The following is a 17,151-nucleotide window of genomic DNA, read 5'->3' as shown; positions in this document are numbered from 1 at the left end:
TTTACCTCTGTTTCCATCGGGCATCTTAGGATTCGTGCACCGCTCACCGACGCCCGGAATTTTGCGACACACCACACCAAAACGTTACCATAATTACTTTACCCTAACACGATCGTAACATTTTAATTGCTTCGAATCGCAGGGCACTATATCCCAACCATACGGTCGGCTAATGCGAACAGGACCGGAACCACTGCCACGGAGACACTATGACCGAAGCTTTCATCTGCGACGCGACCCGCACCCCAATTGGCCGCTACGGTGGCGCGCTCTCTTCGGTTCGCACCGACGACCTCGCTGCACTTCCAATTGCGGCGTTAGTAGACCGCAACCCGCAAGTTGATTGGGCGTCTCTGGATGACGTGATCTACGGTTCCGCAAACCAAGCTGGGGAAGACAACCGAAACGTAGCCCGTATGGCAGCCCTGCTCGCGGGTCTTCCAACCGATGTGCCGGGCACCACCATCAACCGCCTTTGCGCGTCTGGTATGGATGCGGTGGGCATGGCCTCCCGCGGACTGCGCGCTGGCGACTATGATCTCGCCATCGCAGGTGGTGTTGAAAGCATGTCCCGCGCGCCTTTTGTGATGCCGAAGGCGACAACCGCCTTCTCCCGCGCCAACGAAGTCTTTGACACCACCATCGGCTGGCGCTTTGTGAACAAGAAGATGAAGGCGCGATACGGCATCGACAGCATGCCGCAAACCGCCGATAACGTCGCCGCAGACTACAACATCAGCCGCGAAGACCAGGACGCCTTTGCCGCCCGCTCCCAAGCGCGCTGGGCTGCTGCGCATGAGGCCGGTCACTTCGCTAATGAAATCACACCTGTGACCATTCCCCAACGTAAGGGTGACGATCTGGTCGTGGACACCGACGAACACCCACGGCCAGGCACTGGCGTGGACAAGCTCGCCAAACTACGTGGTGTAAACGGTCCTGACCTCTCGGTCACCGCAGGCAACGCCTCTGGCGTAAACGACGGCGCCGCCGCCATTCTGATGGCCACTGAAGCTGCCGCCGCCAAAAACGGATTGACCCCGATCGCGCGCATTGTGGGAATGGCCGCCGCAGGCGTGGAGCCCCGCGTGATGGGCATCGGCCCGGTCCCAGCCACCCGCAAAGTGCTCGCCCGTACCGGACTCACTATCGAGCAGATGGATGTGATAGAATTGAACGAAGCCTTTGCCGCACAGGGCCTTGCTTCCCTGCGTGAACTGGGCGTGGCGGATGACGCGCCCCACGTAAACGCCCAAGGCGGCGCGATTGCGCTGGGCCACCCGCTCGGCATGTCCGGCGCACGCATCGTGATGTCCGCCGCTTACCAGCTCAAACGCACCGGCGGCCGCTATGCGCTCTGCACCATGTGCGTCGGAGTTGGCCAAGGCACCGCCATCATTCTCGAACGGGTCTAAGGCACCCCAAGCCTGAGGAGGAACCCAGTCATGTATGCACAGATGATCAAATCCGAGGCGTCCACCGACGATCCGGAGCAACTCAAAGAGTTTCAGGCCAAGATCGATGCCGACATCAAGGTCGAGCCGCGTGACTGGATGCCGGAAGGCTATCGCAAAACCCTGATCCGCCAGATCGGCCAGCACGCGCACAGCGAAATTGTTGGCCAATTGCCGGAAGGCAACTGGATCACCCGCGCCCCAACGCTGGAGCGTAAAATGATCCTGCTCGCCAAAGTGCAGGACGAGGCTGGCCATGGCCTCTACCTTTATGCCGCCGCCGAAACGCTGGGTGTGAGCCGCGATGACCTCACCGAACAGCTGCTGTCCGGCAAGATGAAGTATTCCTCCATCTTCAACTACCCCACGCTGAACTGGGCTGACATCGGCGCGGTCGGCTGGCTGGTCGATGGCGCCGCTATTATGAACCAGGTTCCGCTGCAACGCACCTCCTATGGCCCCTACTCCCGCGCGATGATCCGCATCTGCAAAGAAGAGAGCTTTCACCAGCGTCAGGGCTACGACATCATGATGAAGATGGCCCAAGGCACTGAGGCACAGAAGAAAATGGCGCAGGATGCGCTCAACCGTCTGTGGTACCCATCCCTGATGATGTTTGGCCCGTCCGACAAGGACTCCGTGCACTCCACGCAAAACATGGCGTGGAAAATCAAAATGAACACCAACGACGAGTTGCGCCAGAAATTTGTCGACCAGACCGTGCCACAAGCCGAATACCTCGGCCTGACCATTCCGGATGAAAACCTGACATGGAACGAGGAAAAAGGCGGTTACGACTATTCCGACCCAGACTGGTCCGAGTTCTTTGACGTGCTCAAAGGCAACGGCCCCTGCAACGTCGACCGTCTGGAAGCCCGCAACAAAGCTTGGGATGACGGTGCCTGGGTGCGGGATGGTCTGATGGCCCACGCAGAGAAAAAACGCGCCGCAAAAACAGCCGCAGAATAAGGACTGAGATCATGAGCAAAGAATGGCCCCTTTGGGAAATCTTCATTCGCGGCCAACACGGCCTGAGCCACCGTCACGTCGGCAGCCTGCACGCGCCGGACGCCGAGATGGCGATCAAAAACGCCCGCGACGTCTACACCCGTCGCAACGAAGGCGTGTCGATATGGGTTGTGGAAGCCAACAACATCTCGGCCTCCTCCCCGTCGGAAAAAGGCCCGCTTTATGAGCCGTCCGAGAGCAAGATCTACCGCCACCCAACCTTCTTCGACATCCCTGACGAAGTGGGGCACATGTGATGGCAAACGTCGATAAGGAGATGCTCACGCAGTTCCTGCTGCGGATGGGCGACAACACCCTCATTCTGGGCCACCGGGTTTCTGAATGGTGCGGCCATGCGCCGGTGCTGGAAGAAGACATTGCGCTCGCCAACACCGCGCTGGACCTGATTGGTCAGACCCAGCTCTGGCTCGGCTATGCCGTCGAAGTCATGGATGACGGCAAAACAGCCGACGACATCGCCTTCCTGCGCGACGCCTGGGATTTTCGCAATCTGCTGCTTCTGGAGCTGCCAAACGGTGACTTTGGGCAAACACTGATGCGCCAATTCCTGTTTGACGCCTATCAGTCGATCCTTCTGCCGCGCTTGATGAAGTCTTCCAACCAAGCCGTTGCAGAGATTGCAGAAAAAGCCAGCAAGGAAGCCGCCTACCATGTCGAGCGTTCTGCCGAAACCGTGGTCGGCCTCGGCGATGGCACAGAGGAAAGCCACAAGCGCATGCAGGCCGCGCTGGACCGCCTATGGCCTTATGTCGGCGAGATGTTTGTCTCTGATGAAGTTGACGCCGCCATGGCTGCGGCAGGTGTGGCGCCTGATCCAGCCAGCCTGCGCGCAGAATATGACGCGCTGATCGGCAAAGTGTTTGCAGAGGCTACCCTGACCATTCCAGACAGCGACTTTGCCCACAAAGGTGGTCGCAACGGCAAAACCCACACTGAGCATCTCGGTCACCTGCTGACCCAAATGCAGTGGCTGCAACGCGCGTATCCTGGCGCAACGTGGTAATCGGCGACCGGCATATGTCTGCTGGTCGGGAGACTGGCTTACCAGACGTGGCGCAGGTCTGGACCTGGCTGCACGCGGTGCCTGACCCCGAGATCCCGGTGATTTCCCTCACCGATCTCGGCATCATTCGCGACGTGGACTACGAGGGTGACACACTGATCGTGACCGTCACGCCAACCTACTCGGGCTGCCCAGCGACCAGCATCATCAATCTCGACATCGAAACTGCTCTGCGCGGCCACGGTATTGAGAAGCTTGAGCTGCGTCGCAAACTTAGCCCCGCCTGGACCACCGACTGGATGACCCAATCCGGCCGCGACAAGCTGGAAGCCTATGGCATCGCCCCGCCCCAGCCCGCTGGCGGCCCCGACAAGTGCCCGCATTGCGGCAGCCAACTTGTTGAGAAAATGAGCCAATTTGGCTCTACGCCCTGTAAGGCCCAATGGCGCTGCACCGCCTGTCTGGAGCCTTTTGACTATTTCAAGTGCATCTGAGGAGAGACCCGAATGGCCCAATCCGCGCGCTTTCACGACCTTGAGGTCATCAACATACGCAAAACCATCCGCGACGCCGTGGTGGTCACGCTTGCGCCTGTGAACGGCGCAGCGGCAGCGTTTGATTTCACCCAAGGCCAATATCTGACCTTCAAACGCGACTTTGACGGCGAAGAACTGCGCCGCAGCTATTCTATCTGCGCCGGCAAAGACGACGGCATCCTGCAAGTTGGCATCAAGCGCGTCGACGGCGGCGCATTCTCCACCTGGGCCAACACCGAACTGAAGGTTGGCGACACGGTGCAGGCCATGCCTCCAATGGGCGGCTTCTTCACCGAACTCGATGCAACCGCAGACAAGACTTACCTAGGCTTTGCGGGCGGCTCCGGCATCACACCTGTACTCTCGCTGATCAAAACCACGCTGGCGCGAGAACCGCAGTCTTCCTTCACCCTGATCTACGCCAACAAAGGTGTGACCTCGATCATGTTCCGCGAGGAGCTGGAGGACTTGAAAAACCAATACATGGGCCGTTTCAACGTGATCCACGTGCTGGAAACCGACGCGCAGGAGATTGATCTCTTCACCGGCATGGTCACCGAAGAAAAATGCGCGCAGCTGTTCCAAACCGGCTGGATCGACATCAACTCTGTGGACACCGCCTTCATCTGTGGTCCGGAGCCGATGATGCTGGGAATCGCGAAGGCACTGAAAGACCACGGTCTTTCTGAAGACCAGATCAAATTCGAGCTCTTCGCCTCCGGTCAACCCGGCCGCGCCAAGCGCAAGGCTGCTAGCACCGAAGATGCCGGCAAAGCGGTTACCGCCCAAATTACCCTGGACGGCGCCACTCAGACCATCGAGATGGACCGCGACACCACAATCCTGGACGCCGCGCGCGCCAACACGATGGACGCGCCCTATGCGTGCAAGGCGGGCGTCTGCTCGACCTGCAAATGCCGCGTCATCGAAGGTGAAGTTGAGATGATGACCAACCACGCGCTGGAGGACTATGAGGTTGAAAAAGGCTTCATCCTCAGTTGTCAGTCCTATCCGGTCACCGACAAAGTGGTTGTCGACTACGATCAATAAAAAAAGGGCGCGGCAAAGGCGCCCTTTTATTTTCTCCGCAAGCACCAAAGACCTTACGGCTTCGGCTGGGTCTCAAATGCAGCACCGACGCCAACGCCGTAATCCAACGCTTGCAAGCGCGTGTCGTACCCCAAGCTGAAATCGACATAGAAGTCTTCATCCAGATAGGCCGCACCAACAGTTGGACGGAACGCCTGTGTGCCAAACTTGTAATCCGCTCCAATCGCCAGAACCGCGCTTTCCGGCTCGTCGTCGTGGAACACCCGCACACCAACACCCCAATCTCCGCCAAAGGTGTAGGTCAGACCTAGGCCAAAAGACGGGTCTGCCTGCGCGACAGTTCCACAAACCAAGACAGCGCCCAAAAGGCCGGCTGTTAAAGCTCGTTTCATAATTTTCTCTCCCACCGCAATTAGTTGATGGGAAAATACCATGGATCGCTTGGACGCGCCAATGTGTCAAAAACACCCGCACCCAATTGTGAACCCGCGCTTACAACGGAAATTCACGCGGTTTTCCGGATCCAAATTGGATGATTATGCCATACTGGTATCAAAGCACATCGGTTCCCCCATCAGTGCTTCCGCCATCCGTACCACCCACATCGGTGCCACCACCATCAGTGCCACCGTCACTGGGGCCACCACCATCAGTGCCCCCATCGCCAGTGCTGCCATCCCCGGTGCCGCCGGTATCTGTCCCACCATCGCCTGATCCGCCAGTGTCAGAACCTCCATCCCCTGTGCCATCGGTGCCGGTACCGCCATCGCCCGAACCAGTATCACCACCACCTCCTGTGTCACCGCCGGTATCCGTGTCACCGCCGCTGTCGGTCCCACCACCATCATCACCTGCACCCGTACCGCTGCCAGTGTCAGCGTCACCCCCGCCCGAGGCCCCACTCCCAGCGTCCGTGCCGGTTGGGGTTGGCGTGCTGTCACCGCCGGTGGTTGTCGCACCCCCACCGCCAGCTGATGCAGGTTTTTCGGTTTCAAACGCCGCGCCAACGCCAATGCCATAGTCCAACGCCTGCAATCGGGTGTCGTAGCCAAGGCTAAAATCGATGTAGAAATCTTCGTCCAGATAAGCCGCCCCAATCGTGGGGCGGAATGCCTGAGAGCCAAACTTGTAGTCAAATCCCAAGGCCAGAACCGCGCTTTCCGGCTCATCATCATGGAACACACGTACGCCCAAGGCCCAATCGCCGCCAAAGACATAGGTCAGACCAAATCCAAAAGACGGATCGGCCTGAGCTGCGCCGCTCCCGGTCAAAATCGCCGCCAACGCCACGCCACAAAGTTGTTTTTTCAAAACGCTACCCTTTATAAATAGAAACGGTAATGGGCATGTTTTAACACAAATTAACTAAGTGGTCCAAAAACGATCTGAGGGCGACGTTAGCGCCCTGCCCGTCTAGGCAAGGCCGCGCACCCCTCCTAGCACCAAATCTGTCGCCAGATCTGCATACCGCTCACGGGCTTCTGTGTCGGCACCATGCTGCCACATGTAATACCAGTTGAGCATGCCAAATACCGACATGGTGGTCTCGCGCAGGCGCACCGGATCATTGTCAAACACACCCTCGGCGCTGGCAGCAACCACCTCGCTCACCCGGTTCACCAGGTCCCGCTGATACCCGCGCAGCACTTGCTGTTGCCCCACCGGCAACGCCCGCATGCCGGTGCTCTGAACGCGGTGTTCGTCATCTGCACCCTGATAGGCCAAAAGGATTTCCCGCACCACCGATCTAAGTTGAGATTTCACGTCCAAGCCACTCAAATCAATCCCACAAATACGATCCCGCAGGGCTTTCAGATAGGTGTCCAGCACATCAAACAACAGCGCATCTTTGCTGTCGTAGTAGTGATAGATATTGGCTTTGGAGATGCCACACTCCTTGGCCAACACCGACATGGACGCGCGGTCATACCCTTGCTCGGCAAACACCCGTGCTGCCGATTTCAGGATATGCACCCGTTTCTGCTCGTGATCCTTGGCAATTGTGCGCGCCATTATCCGGCGCCCCGATTATCGACCACACGCTTCGCCTTACCCTGGCTGCGCTCCACTTCTCCGGGATCGCCCACCATCACTTCCACTGTCACGCCGATCATGTCCTTAATATGCTTGGTCAACATACGCGCCGCTGCGGTCTTGGACAGGTTGTCTGCCGCACTTGGCATCGCCTCCACAAACACCCGCATCGCATCCATGCGACCTGATTTATACAGTTCAATCTGGTAATATGGCGCAAGCCCTCCGGTCGCAAGCACCTGCTCCTCCACCTGACTTGGGAAGACATTCACGCCACGCAGAATGATCATGTCATCGGAGCGACCGGTGATCTTCTCCATCCGCCGCATCGATCGTGCCGTGCCTGGCAAAAGCCGCGTCAAATCCCGCGTGCGATAGCGGATCATCGGCAGTCCTTCTTTGGTCAACGTGGTGAACACCAACTCGCCCAACTCGCCATCTGGCAGGACTTCACCGGTCTCCGGGTCAATTATCTCAGGATAGAAATGGTCCTCCCAAATCACTGGCCCATCTTTGGTCTCCACACATTCATTGGCCACACCGGGTCCCATGATTTCGGAAAGCCCGTAAATGTCCACCGCATGCATGTCAAAAGCGGCTTCAACTTCTTTGCGCATCGCATCGGTCCAGGGTTCCGCCCCAAACACGCCCACAGACAACGAACTCTCACGTGGATCCATACCAAGCTTATGATACTGCTCCAGAATGTTGAGCATGTAACTTGGCGTGACCATGATCCCATCCGGCTGAAAATCGGTGATCAACCCAACCTGCTTCTCGGTCTGCCCGCCGCTCATCGGCACCACCGTGGCGCCAAGCCGCTCGATCCCGTAGTGCGCGCCCAAACCGCCGGTGAACAGCCCATAGCCATAGGCGTTGTGCACCAAATCGCCAGCCCGAAGCCCCGACGCCCGCAGGCTGCGTGCCATCAAATCCGCCCAATTGTCGATGTCTTTGGCGGTATGGCCCACCACCGTTGGCTTGCCCGTGGTGCCAGAAGATGCATGAAGCCGCGCAATCTGTTGGCGCGGCACTGCCAAAAGGCCAAAAGGGTAATTGTCGCGCAGGTCGTTTTTGTAGGAAAACGGAAACTTCGCCAAATCAGACAGGCTTTGCAGATCATCCGGATGCACCCCAGCGTCATCAAAGCGCTGCTTGTACATCGGCACGTTATTGTAGGCGTGGTTCAGTGACCACTTCAGTCGCTCCAACTGCGTTGCGCGGATCTCATCAATCGACGCAATTTCAATGGGTTCCAGCTCTTCCTTACGTGGTGACAAATCTTTCATAACGTCCTCCCCAACGTCGATTATTCTTCAGTCTGTTCGTCAAACAGGCGCCCTTTGATCGCGCGCGACGCGCCACGAAACTCGGCAATCACCTGAGCGTCCTGATTGGAAACAGTCACATCATAAATCCCACTGCGCCCGGTCAGGCTGATCTCCCGCGCCTTCGCTGTGAGAACATCCCCCTCACGCCCCGGCGCGATGTAAGAAATGTTGTTGTGCTGCGCCACTGTCGCCAGATTGCGGCTGTTGCAGGCAAAGGCAAACGCGCTGTCGGCCAGTGTGAATGTGAACCCGCCATGGCAAATCCCATGGCCGTTACAATGCTCTGGCTTCACCGTCATGGAGAGCGTCGCCTGCCCTTCATCCACCTCAACAATCTGCATGCCCATGTGCTGGCTTGCGCGGTCTGTCGACCACATCGCCGCCGCGCTTTTCTCGGCCCGCTCTTTTGGCGTCATCTGTGCCTCCCAACACAATCTCCTCACGCTCCAGCTTGCATAAACCGAACGGTTGGTCAATAAATGATTCACGGAGACATATCGGGGAGAGAGCCATGTCCATCCAAAACGTTTCAAGCTTTGCCGCAGGTCAATGGATCGCGCCCGGCGCCGGTGCGCGCAACATCGCCTCTGCCATCACAGGCGACGTCATCGCCACCGCTGGCAATGACGCCCTCGATGTGCAGGCCATGCTCAACTATGCCCGCAGCGTCGGCGGCCCGGCGCTGCGCAAGATGACCTTCCATGACCGCGCCCGCATGTTGAAAGCGCTCGCCCTGCATCTCCGCGAGCACCGCAAAGCCATGTATGAGCTCTCTTTCAACACAGGCGCCACTCAGGCCGATCACATGATCGACATCGATGGCGGCATTGGCACCATGCTGGTGTTTGCCTCCAAAGGCCGCCGCGAAATGCCCGACAGCACTGTCTATCTAGATGGCGACGTGGAGCAGCTCTCCCGCAACGGCACCTTCATGGGTCAACACATCTGCATGCCTCTTCAGGGCGTTGCGGTACACATCAACGCCTTCAACTTCCCGGTCTGGGGCATGCTGGAAAAGCTCGCCCCCACCCTGCTCGCCGGTGTGCCAGCAATTGTAAAACCCGCCACATCCACCTGCTACGTCACCGAACTCTGTGTGCGCCTCATGGTCGACAGCGGCATCCTGCCTGACGGCGCAGTGCAGCTGGTGGCCGGTGGCCTCGGCGACATGCTCGACCATCTGACCTGCCAGGATGCGGTGGCCTTCACCGGCTCCGCCGACACGGCCTTAAAGCTGCGCTCCAACCCACTGATTTTGGGTAACTCTGTGCGCTTCACCTCCGAAGCCGACAGCCTGAACGCGTCGATCCTCGGCCCAGATGCCACGCCAGGAACACCCGAATTTGACCTCTTCATCAAAGAAGTCAGTCGTGAAATGACCACCAAAGCGGGACAAAAATGTACCGCCATCCGCCGCATCATCGCGCCAGAAAGCGCAACCGAGGCCGTGATCGAAGCGCTCTCCGCGCGTCTTGCCAAAATCGTGATCGGCGATCCGAGCTTAGAAGCCACCCGCATGGGCGCGCTGGTCTCTGCGGGTCAAAAACGCGACGTGCTGGAAAAAGCCGCCCTGCTGGGCACCGAAGCTGAGCGTGTCTTTGGCAACCCAGACGATTTCCTAGTCGAAGGTGCCGACGCTGAGAAAGGCGCCTTTGTCCCACCGATGTTGTTCCACTGCGCGTCACCTGATACCGCAGAATACGTACACGCCTCTGAAGCCTTTGGTCCTGTCTCCACCCTCATGGGCTACCGCGATCTCGACCACGCCATCGCGCTGGCTAACAAAGGCCAGGGCTCCCTTGTGGCCTCCGTCATCACCCATGACGCAGAGGTTGCCCGCGAAGTCGCCATGGGCGCAGGCGCCTTCCACGGCCGCCTTTATTTCAACAACCGCGACAGCATGGGCGAAAGCACCGGCCACGGCTCACCCCTGCCCCATTTGGTCCACGGCGGTCCCGGCCGCGCAGGTGGCGGCGAAGAACTCGGCGGCATCCGCGCGGTAAAACACTACATGCAGCGCACCGCGATCCAAGGCAGCCCGGACATCCTCACTAGCATCGGTCAACAGTGGGTCCCCGGTGCCAAGGAAATCGACGCAGGCGCACACCCGTTCACCCGTCGCTTTGGAGAATTGGCCGTAGGCGAAACGCTCTACACCAAGCCGCGTGAAATCACGCTGGAGGACATCGAGCACTTCGCCAACTTCACCGGCGACACCTTCTATGCCCACATGAACGAAGACGCCGCCGCGCGGAACCCGTTCTTTCCCGGCCGCGTTGCCCATGGCTACCTCCTCCTGTCCTTCGCCGCTGGTCTCTTTGTGGAACCCAACGAAGGCCCAGTGTTGGCCAACACCGGCCTAGACACTCTGCGGTTCATGAAACCTGTGGTCGCCGGCGACAGCCTGAAAGTGCGCCTGACGGTCAAAAAGAAGACAAAGCGCAACGACGAATATGGCGAGGTCCGCTGGCACGTCACCGCCTCCAATCAGGATGACGAGATGGTCGCGGAATACGAACTGCTGACCATGGTGGCTTACTAAGCGCGGATTGGCCGCGGCCTGCCCTATGGCGCGTCGCGGCCTTTGCCTCTATGCACATGGGACCCCTTTTTTGGACAACCCATGCCGCTAAAACTGACCCAACTCTCTGATCTCGCCATCCTGCCGTTTGATCAGATCATCGACGTGCGCTCCCCGGCGGAATTCGCCTTGGATCACGTCCCCGGAGCGATCAACCTTCCGGCCATGTCCAATGACGAGCGCGCACGCGTTGGCACCATCTATGTGCAGGAAGACCCGTTCAAGGCCCGCAAAATCGGTGCCGCCATTGTGGCACGCAACGTCGCCACGCATCTCGAAGGCCCCCTGTCTGACAAAGAAGGCAGCTACAAACCTTTGGTCTACTGTTGGCGCGGCGGGCAGCGTTCCGGTTCTGTCGCCATCATCCTGAAACAAATAGGCTGGCGCGCCGACACCATAGAGGGCGGCTATCAAGCGTACCGCCGGCTGGTGTCCAAAGCGCTCTATGGAGGCACCATGCCTTGCCCTGTTGTGGTGATCGACGGCGGCACCGGCACCGCCAAAACCCGACTGCTTGATCACCTCGCCCAACAAGGCGCTCAGACGCTGGATCTGGAAGCCATGGCCGAACATCGCGGCAGCCTGTTTGGCCCCATGGGAGATACCCAACCCAGCCAGAAAGCCTTTGAAAGCCGCCTCGCCATGGGCCTCGCCAAACTGCGGCCCAACCGCCCTGTTTATGTCGAGGCGGAAAGCTCCAAAATTGGCCGCCTGATCATCCCACCGGTCCTGTGGCAGGCCATGATCGCGGCGCCAAACCTACGCCTCACGGCACCGTTGGCAGCCCGCGTCGACCATCTGATCTCCGCCTATCCGGACATGCGCGCGGACGATACCAAGTTGCACACAGTGCTGGACATGCTCACCCGCTATCACGGCTACGAAAAAGTGGCGCGGTGGAAAGCTCTCTCCATTTCACGAGACTACGCAGCGCTCACCCGCGCCTTGATCGAAACCCACTACGATCCCCGGTATAGGCGCTTGTCCCGCGCGCACCCAAGCGCAGCGAAAGACATCGCCTTACCGGACCTTACTGACCAAACGCTCGCCGCCACGGCCACCCAAATCATCGCATCTGAAACGCCTTAGACCGCTTCTTCTTACCCCAAATATCCTGGGGTGAGCGCGCCTGCGCGAGGGGCAACGCCCCTCTTTTGCGCTCAGCGACACACAATCGCTGGCGCGCCCTCAATCAAGCGCCCTATCACCGCTGCTTTGTGCCCTGCAGCCTGCAATTCCTCTCGCAAACGCTCGGCCTCTCCCGCCGTAACTGCCGCTAAAAACCCGCCGGACGTCTGCGGATCATGCAGCAAAGCCATCTTAGCGTTCTCCGGCCCAAACACTGGCGCGGCCAGCTTGTTGTCCTCAAATATTGTGCTGCGGTGCCCGGCTTCTGCCAGCGCCTCCGCCCCTGCATAGGTTGGCACATCCTCCAGACTAATATCCGCCGCCACTTCAGACGCTCGACACATGGCCGTCAGATGCCCGGCCAACCCAAAGCCGGTCACATCCGTCATCGCATGTGCAACGCTCAAGATTTCTGCCGCGTCGCCCTGCGGCTGTGCCAGGATCTCATACAACGCGGCCACGTCCCGCCCGTTGGCTTTGCCTTGCATCTCTGCCGCCAACACTGTACCGGACCCAATCGGCCGCGTCAGGATCAGTACATCCCCAACTTTGGCTCCTTCCAAAGTAATCGCTGCGCCATCAAGCAACCCTGTGACGGTCAACCCGATGGTCAATTCCTCCCCCATGGTGGAATGCCCCCCGACAATCTCCGCACCGGCGCCACGCACGACCTCCCCAACCCCCGCCAGAATTTCGCGCATCGCCCGCGCCTGCAGCTCTCTCGTCATACGCGGCAACGTCACCGACAACAGCGCAGATTGCGGCTTGGCGCCCATGGCCCAAACATCGCCAAGCGCGTGCACCGCAGCGATGCGCCCCATCAGCCCATGATCCGCCACAAACCCACGCAGGTGATCGACGCTCAGGACCTGTTTCTGACCACCAACTTCCAACACGGCGGCATCATCGCCGGCGCCCTGCAGTACATCCGATCGCTTCACGGTGGGCATCTCTGCCAAGGCCGCGCTGAGTTGCCCCGGTGCAACCTTCGCTCCGCAGCCGCCGCACAACATCTGATCGCTCTGCGCACCCAACGCCACTGGCCCCACTGGCGCTGCTGCTTTCATCTTCGGGAACTCGGAGAACTTCCGCATAAAGCTCTGATCAATATAATCTTTCCAACGCCACAGTTGCGCCTTCGGAGCGACCAAACACCGCCCCCACTTCGCGGCCATCGCGCTTTTGTCGCCAAGCGACATCAGCTTGAGGTAATCCGCCTGTGGTCGGAACGGTTTCATCTCGCTGCCGGTCAATGCGGCGGAAATGTTGTGATACAGCACCGGCGCCGCGCGTACTGCAAAGACCCCAGCCTTGGGACGGGGACTGGCCATCAAAGCCGCGCAATCCCCCGCAGCAAACAGATCTTCATAGCCGGATACCAAAAGCCGCTCATCCACATGAACAAACCCTTGGGCATCTTTGGGCAGGTCCGACGTCGCCAACCAGTCATGCGCAAAGCCTCCAGCCGTCCCGACTGTGAACTCCGACGCCACATCAGAATACCCGCGCAGCTTCACCGCCTCCGCAGTGACCGCGTCTACCTCGACTGCGCTCACGACCGTAACGCCCAATCGCAGCATCTCTTCCCGCAGAGTCCGATCCGCGCCAGGTGTCCCATTCGCGAGCTTGGTGTTTGTCTCAATCAACGTGACACAATTGGTCTTGCCCAAACCATGTAAGCGATGCGCCATGGCCAGAGCCAATTCACAGCCCGCCACGCCGCCGCCAATCACCGCCACAATGCCTGCTTTTTTGCCAGCATCGACCTCCGACAAATACGCATCCCAGCGGTCTGCATACGCATCCAGCGGCTTCGCCCCGATGCCAAACTGCGAAAACCCCGGAATATGCGCCGCCCGCGCATGCAAACCAACATCCAGTGAGGCCACATCATAAGCAATCTCGCCGCGACCGGGCACATGAATAACCTTGCGATCTGCATCGATCCCATCCGCCGCCCCAAAGATCACCCGCGCACCGGCAAACCGCGCCAGTTTGACCAGATCTATTTCCAAAGCTTCGCGTGTGTAGTGCCCGGCAATATGCCCCGGCAACATACCCGAGTAAGGCGCGGTTGGTCCGGGATTGATCAACGTGACCTGCACACCCTGCACCGGCGTCATGCCCCACATGCGCAACATCAAGGCATGCGCATGTCCGCCGCCTACCAGCACCAAATCCCGTGTCAGCGTGGTTTGAGTTGTCATCCCCACCGGTCATATTCCTTTCGCTGCCGCATGCGTCGCAGAATTTCGGGGATGGTACCCCAGCGCAACCACAAAACCGCCACCGCACGGCGGGTTAACACAATCGTGCAACGGCACGCGTGACGCACAAATTTGCACCTCCGCAAAACAGCCGTGATACAGACGCAATACCGACGTGGTTTTGAATGCTTTTTGGACCATTTGGTAAATTTTTTTCACGCCTGATGTGATCCATGCTAGACAAGCCCGTCATGCCTTGACAGGGTGCGACTTCCAACAGCTACGAGGGCACATCATGAGCGCGCGCAAGATCATCATCGACACGGATCCAGGCCAGGACGACGCCGTCGCCATTCTCTTGGCTTTGGCAAGCCCCGAAGAGATCGACGTTCTTGGGATCACTGCTGTTGCAGGCAACGTGCCTCTGGCCCTGACATCAAAAAATGCACGTATTGTCTGTGAGTTAGCGGGAAAGCCGGACACCAAAGTGTATGAAGGCTGTGACCGTCCGATGGGCCGTGAGTTGGTCACCGCGGAACACGTACACGGCAAAACCGGTCTCAACGGGCCAGTGCTTCCGGACCCCGTTATGCAGATCGAGGATCAACACGCCGTTGACTTTATCATCGACACACTGCGCACGCATGACGCCGGAACTGTCACACTCTGCCCGCTCGGCCCTTTGACCAACATCGGCACGGCGTTTGAAAAAGCGCCTGATATCATTGAAAAGGTACAGGAAATTGTCCTGATGGGCGGCGCCTACTTCGAAGTTGGCAACATCACGCCCGCAGCAGAATTCAACATCTACGTTGACCCGCAAGCCGCTGATATTGTGTTCAAATCCGGCGTACCAATAGTGGTCATGCCACTGGATGTCACGCACAAGGCCTTGGTCACCAAGCCGCGCAACGATGCCTTCCGCAACCTCGGCACAAAAGTTGGAATTGCTGTCGCGGAAATGACTGATTTCTTTGAGAGATTTGACAAAGAAAAATACGGCTCCGACGGCGCACCTTTGCACGATCCATGCGTAACAGCCTACCTGATCCAGCCAGAGCTGTTCTCCGGTCGCCATATCAATGTGGAGATCGAAACCCAATCCGAACTCACCATGGGCATGACCGTGGCCGATTGGTGGCGGGTCACTGATCGCAAGCCCAATGCCATGTTTATGGGCGACGTCGATGCAGACGGGTTCTTTTCCCTTTTGGCAGAACGCCTTAGCCGCTTGTAAGCGCTAAGATTCAGACCTTCAAAGCAAGGCTGTGAACACAATCGCGGCCTTGTGAGCCATCCACGGTGGCAATCTTGTCAAACCCAGATATGCTGCGCCCATGACGCTGCATATCCCCTTTGACAACACCTATGTGTCACTGCCCAACCGGCTGTTTTCACATCAAAAACCCACACCCGTTCGAGGGCCAAAACTGCTCGCGTTCAATCATCCGCTCGCAGAGGCGCTCGGCATGACCGAGACGGACGACGCCGTCGAACTGGCGAATGTGTTTTCGGGCAGCTCGGTGCCAGATGGTGCGGAGCCAATCGCGCAGCTTTATGCGGGCCACCAGTTTGGTCAATGGAATCCACAACTGGGTGACGGGCGCGCTGTTTTGCTCGGGGAATCAAACGGCTACGACATACAATTGAAGGGGTCAGGCCCGACACCCTATGCGCGACGCGGCGACGGACGCGCTTGGCTTGGCCCAGTCCTTCGTGAATATGTGGTGTCAGAAGCCATGCACGCGCTTGGCATCCCAACCACCCGCGCGTTGGCCGCCGCAGAAACTGGCGAAGAAATCATGCGCGACCGCCCCTTGCCCGGTGCCGTGCTCACTCGCGTCGCTTCAAGCCACATCCGGGTCGGCACATTTCAGGTCCTGGCCGCGCGTCAAGATGTTGAAGGATTACAGTCCCTTCTGGACTACGCCATCGCACGGCACTATCCGTCAACCGGCACGCCCGCCGACTTTCTCAAAGCGGTTGTTGCCAAACAAGCGGAGCTGATCGCACATTGGATGTCGGTTGGCTTCATCCACGGCGTGATGAACACCGACAACTGCGCCATCTCCGGCGAAACCATCGACTACGGCCCTTGCGCTTTCATGGACGCGTTCCATCCCGGCCAAGTGTTTTCCTCCATCGACCGCAATGGACGCTATGCTTATGGCAACCAACCACAAATCATCGCCTGGAACATGGCACAGCTTGCAACGTCACTGCTCCCGCTGGAGGACAACTCAGACGCCGCAGTGGAAGAATTCACAAACATCATCAACGACATGCCTAGCATGCTGCGACGCATCTGGCAGGAGAAATTTGCCGCTAAGCTCGGCCTGTCGAAAATCATTGATAGCGACGAAGCGCTGATTACCCAACTACTGGCCATAATGACGAATCAGAAAGCGGATTTCACCAATAGTTTCCGTTATTTGACCGATGGCTCCGTATCGGAAACCGGGATTGAGGCGCATGGTGACTACGCCACATGGCACGCGCAATGGACCGCGCGAAAACAAGACCAGTCGACATCCCCGGAAGAGGTCATGGCAAAATCCAACCCTTACCTCATCCCGCGCAACCACCAGATTGAGTTGATGATCACCCAGGCCGTGGCCGGAGACTATGAGCTGTTTCACCGCCTCAACGCCGTCCTCGCCGCGCCGTTTGAAGCGTCCGTTGAGGCCACCGACCTGACCACGCCTCCAACCGCTGAAGAAAAAGTGACGCAGACCTTCTGCGGCACTTAACATCATAGCAAAACACCCTATTCTCAAAGAGATACTTCTTTGAGCTCT

General features: G+C 58.6%; 16 protein-coding genes. 10 read left to right on the top strand and 6 right to left on the bottom strand.

The genetic code is table 11. The features are described 5' to 3' along the window. The first annotated feature begins 209 nt into the window (after window positions 1–209). From pcaF to MK208_RS05175, 6 genes are read left to right on the top strand one after another with little or no spacing between them, the layout of a single operon-like run. Window positions 210–1,415 carry a 3-oxoadipyl-CoA thiolase gene (pcaF, locus tag MK208_RS05200; RefSeq protein ID WP_294114617.1) on the top strand — a complete coding sequence of 402 codons (1,206 nt, stop codon included), beginning with the start codon at window positions 210–212 and terminating at the stop codon, window positions 1,413–1,415. A 30-nt stretch (window positions 1,416–1,445) separates the two neighbouring features. Further along, the gene (gene paaA, locus MK208_RS05195) at window positions 1,446–2,423 is read left to right on the top strand and encodes a 1,2-phenylacetyl-CoA epoxidase subunit PaaA (RefSeq protein WP_294114616.1); all 978 of its coding nucleotides are present in this window, start codon (window positions 1,446–1,448) and stop codon (window positions 2,421–2,423) included. Window positions 2,424–2,434: 11 nt separating this feature from the next. Further along, window positions 2,435–2,719, top strand: a complete 285-nt coding sequence (paaB, locus tag MK208_RS05190; RefSeq protein WP_132860101.1) for a 1,2-phenylacetyl-CoA epoxidase subunit PaaB — start codon at window positions 2,435–2,437, stop codon at window positions 2,717–2,719. Continuing rightward, the gene (gene paaC / locus MK208_RS05185; protein ID WP_294114611.1) at window positions 2,719–3,486 is read left to right on the top strand and encodes a 1,2-phenylacetyl-CoA epoxidase subunit PaaC; all 768 of its coding nucleotides are present in this window, start codon (window positions 2,719–2,721) and stop codon (window positions 3,484–3,486) included. Before paaB ends, paaC begins: the two co-directional genes overlap by 1 nt. A 14-nt stretch (window positions 3,487–3,500) precedes the next feature. Next, a complete protein-coding gene (gene paaD / locus MK208_RS05180; RefSeq protein WP_294114610.1) occupies window positions 3,501–3,980 on the top strand; it encodes a 1,2-phenylacetyl-CoA epoxidase subunit PaaD in 480 nt (159 codons plus the stop codon). Window positions 3,981–3,992: 12 nt separating this feature from the next. Next, a complete protein-coding gene (locus tag MK208_RS05175; RefSeq protein ID WP_294114609.1) occupies window positions 3,993–5,072 on the top strand; it encodes a 2Fe-2S iron-sulfur cluster-binding protein in 1,080 nt (359 codons plus the stop codon). A gap of 53 nt (window positions 5,073–5,125) precedes the next feature. Here the strand turns inward: MK208_RS05175 and MK208_RS05170 are convergent, their stop codons facing one another. The 5 genes from MK208_RS05170 to paaI form a co-directional block, all read right to left on the bottom strand. Continuing rightward, window positions 5,126–5,464, bottom strand: coding sequence for a hypothetical protein (locus MK208_RS05170; RefSeq protein ID WP_294114608.1), 339 nt, complete (start codon window positions 5,462–5,464; stop codon window positions 5,126–5,128). Window positions 5,465–5,624: 160 nt separating this feature from the next. After that, on the bottom strand, window positions 5,625–6,383 hold the full coding sequence (locus MK208_RS05165) for a hypothetical protein (RefSeq protein ID WP_294114607.1): 759 nt from the start codon (window positions 6,381–6,383) through the stop codon (window positions 5,625–5,627). Window positions 6,384–6,485: 102 nt separating this feature from the next. Next, window positions 6,486–7,085, bottom strand: coding sequence for a TetR/AcrR family transcriptional regulator (locus MK208_RS05160; protein WP_294114605.1), 600 nt, complete (start codon window positions 7,083–7,085; stop codon window positions 6,486–6,488). Next, complete coding sequence (gene paaK, locus MK208_RS05155; protein ID WP_294114603.1) at window positions 7,085–8,395, bottom strand: phenylacetate--CoA ligase PaaK; 1,311 nt, start codon at window positions 8,393–8,395, stop codon at window positions 7,085–7,087. Before paaK ends, MK208_RS05160 begins: the two co-directional genes overlap by 1 nt. Before the next feature lie 20 nt (window positions 8,396–8,415). Beyond that, the gene (gene paaI, locus MK208_RS05150; protein WP_294114601.1) at window positions 8,416–8,853 is read right to left on the bottom strand and encodes a hydroxyphenylacetyl-CoA thioesterase PaaI; all 438 of its coding nucleotides are present in this window, start codon (window positions 8,851–8,853) and stop codon (window positions 8,416–8,418) included. Between the two features lie 95 nt (window positions 8,854–8,948). Here paaI and paaZ point away from each other — a divergent pair, with 95 nt between their 5' ends. After that, complete coding sequence (gene paaZ / locus MK208_RS05145; RefSeq protein WP_294114599.1) at window positions 8,949–10,979, top strand: phenylacetic acid degradation bifunctional protein PaaZ; 2,031 nt, start codon at window positions 8,949–8,951, stop codon at window positions 10,977–10,979. 81 nt (window positions 10,980–11,060) lie between these two features. Beyond that, window positions 11,061–12,107 (top strand): tRNA 2-selenouridine(34) synthase MnmH, encoded by a 1,047-nt coding sequence (gene mnmH / locus MK208_RS05140; RefSeq protein ID WP_294114598.1) that lies wholly within the window; start codon window positions 11,061–11,063, stop codon window positions 12,105–12,107. Between the two features lie 71 nt (window positions 12,108–12,178). Here mnmH and selD read toward each other — a convergent pair whose 3' ends face one another. Then, a complete protein-coding gene (gene selD, locus MK208_RS05135; RefSeq protein ID WP_294114596.1) occupies window positions 12,179–14,353 on the bottom strand; it encodes a selenide, water dikinase SelD in 2,175 nt (724 codons plus the stop codon). Between the two features lie 295 nt (window positions 14,354–14,648). On the opposite strand from selD, the gene MK208_RS05130 reads away from it, so the two are divergent. Both MK208_RS05130 and MK208_RS05125 read left to right on the top strand, forming a co-directional pair. Next, entirely contained in the window at window positions 14,649–15,590 is a 942-nt protein-coding gene (locus tag MK208_RS05130; RefSeq protein WP_294114594.1) for a nucleoside hydrolase, read from the top strand. Window positions 15,591–15,690: 100 nt separating this feature from the next. After that, complete coding sequence (locus MK208_RS05125; RefSeq protein WP_294114592.1) at window positions 15,691–17,103, top strand: protein adenylyltransferase SelO; 1,413 nt, start codon at window positions 15,691–15,693, stop codon at window positions 17,101–17,103. Window positions 17,104–17,151 lie beyond the last annotated feature (48 nt).

This window comes from Shimia sp. (assembly GCF_022448905.1).
Taxonomy (GTDB): Bacteria; Pseudomonadota; Alphaproteobacteria; order Rhodobacterales; family Rhodobacteraceae; genus Shimia.
This window is presented reverse-complemented; position numbering and strand designations above follow the sequence as displayed.

What these genes read in the sequence shown, in the direction of transcription:
- MK208_RS05160 (WP_294114605.1), bottom strand. Translation starts at nt 7,085, where the DNA reads ATGGCGCGCACAATTGCCAAGGATCACGAGCAGAAACGGGTGCATATC.
- pcaF (WP_294114617.1), top strand. Translation starts at nt 210, where the DNA reads ATGACCGAAGCTTTCATCTGCGACGCGACCCGCACCCCAATTGGCCGC.
- selD (WP_294114596.1), bottom strand. Translation starts at nt 14,353, where the DNA reads ATGACAACTCAAACCACGCTGACACGGGATTTGGTGCTGGTAGGCGGC.
- paaB (WP_132860101.1), top strand. Translation starts at nt 2,435, where the DNA reads ATGAGCAAAGAATGGCCCCTTTGGGAAATCTTCATTCGCGGCCAACAC.
- paaK (WP_294114603.1), bottom strand. Translation starts at nt 8,395, where the DNA reads ATGAAAGATTTGTCACCACGTAAGGAAGAGCTGGAACCCATTGAAATT.
- mnmH (WP_294114598.1), top strand. Translation starts at nt 11,061, where the DNA reads ATGCCGCTAAAACTGACCCAACTCTCTGATCTCGCCATCCTGCCGTTT.
- MK208_RS05130 (WP_294114594.1), top strand. Translation starts at nt 14,649, where the DNA reads ATGAGCGCGCGCAAGATCATCATCGACACGGATCCAGGCCAGGACGAC.
- paaA (WP_294114616.1), top strand. Translation starts at nt 1,446, where the DNA reads ATGTATGCACAGATGATCAAATCCGAGGCGTCCACCGACGATCCGGAG.
- paaD (WP_294114610.1), top strand. Translation starts at nt 3,501, where the DNA reads ATGTCTGCTGGTCGGGAGACTGGCTTACCAGACGTGGCGCAGGTCTGG.
- MK208_RS05125 (WP_294114592.1), top strand. Translation starts at nt 15,691, where the DNA reads ATGACGCTGCATATCCCCTTTGACAACACCTATGTGTCACTGCCCAAC.
- paaC (WP_294114611.1), top strand. Translation starts at nt 2,719, where the DNA reads ATGGCAAACGTCGATAAGGAGATGCTCACGCAGTTCCTGCTGCGGATG.
- paaI (WP_294114601.1), bottom strand. Translation starts at nt 8,853, where the DNA reads ATGACGCCAAAAGAGCGGGCCGAGAAAAGCGCGGCGGCGATGTGGTCG.
- paaZ (WP_294114599.1), top strand. Translation starts at nt 8,949, where the DNA reads ATGTCCATCCAAAACGTTTCAAGCTTTGCCGCAGGTCAATGGATCGCG.
- MK208_RS05170 (WP_294114608.1), bottom strand. Translation starts at nt 5,464, where the DNA reads ATGAAACGAGCTTTAACAGCCGGCCTTTTGGGCGCTGTCTTGGTTTGT.
- MK208_RS05175 (WP_294114609.1), top strand. Translation starts at nt 3,993, where the DNA reads ATGGCCCAATCCGCGCGCTTTCACGACCTTGAGGTCATCAACATACGC.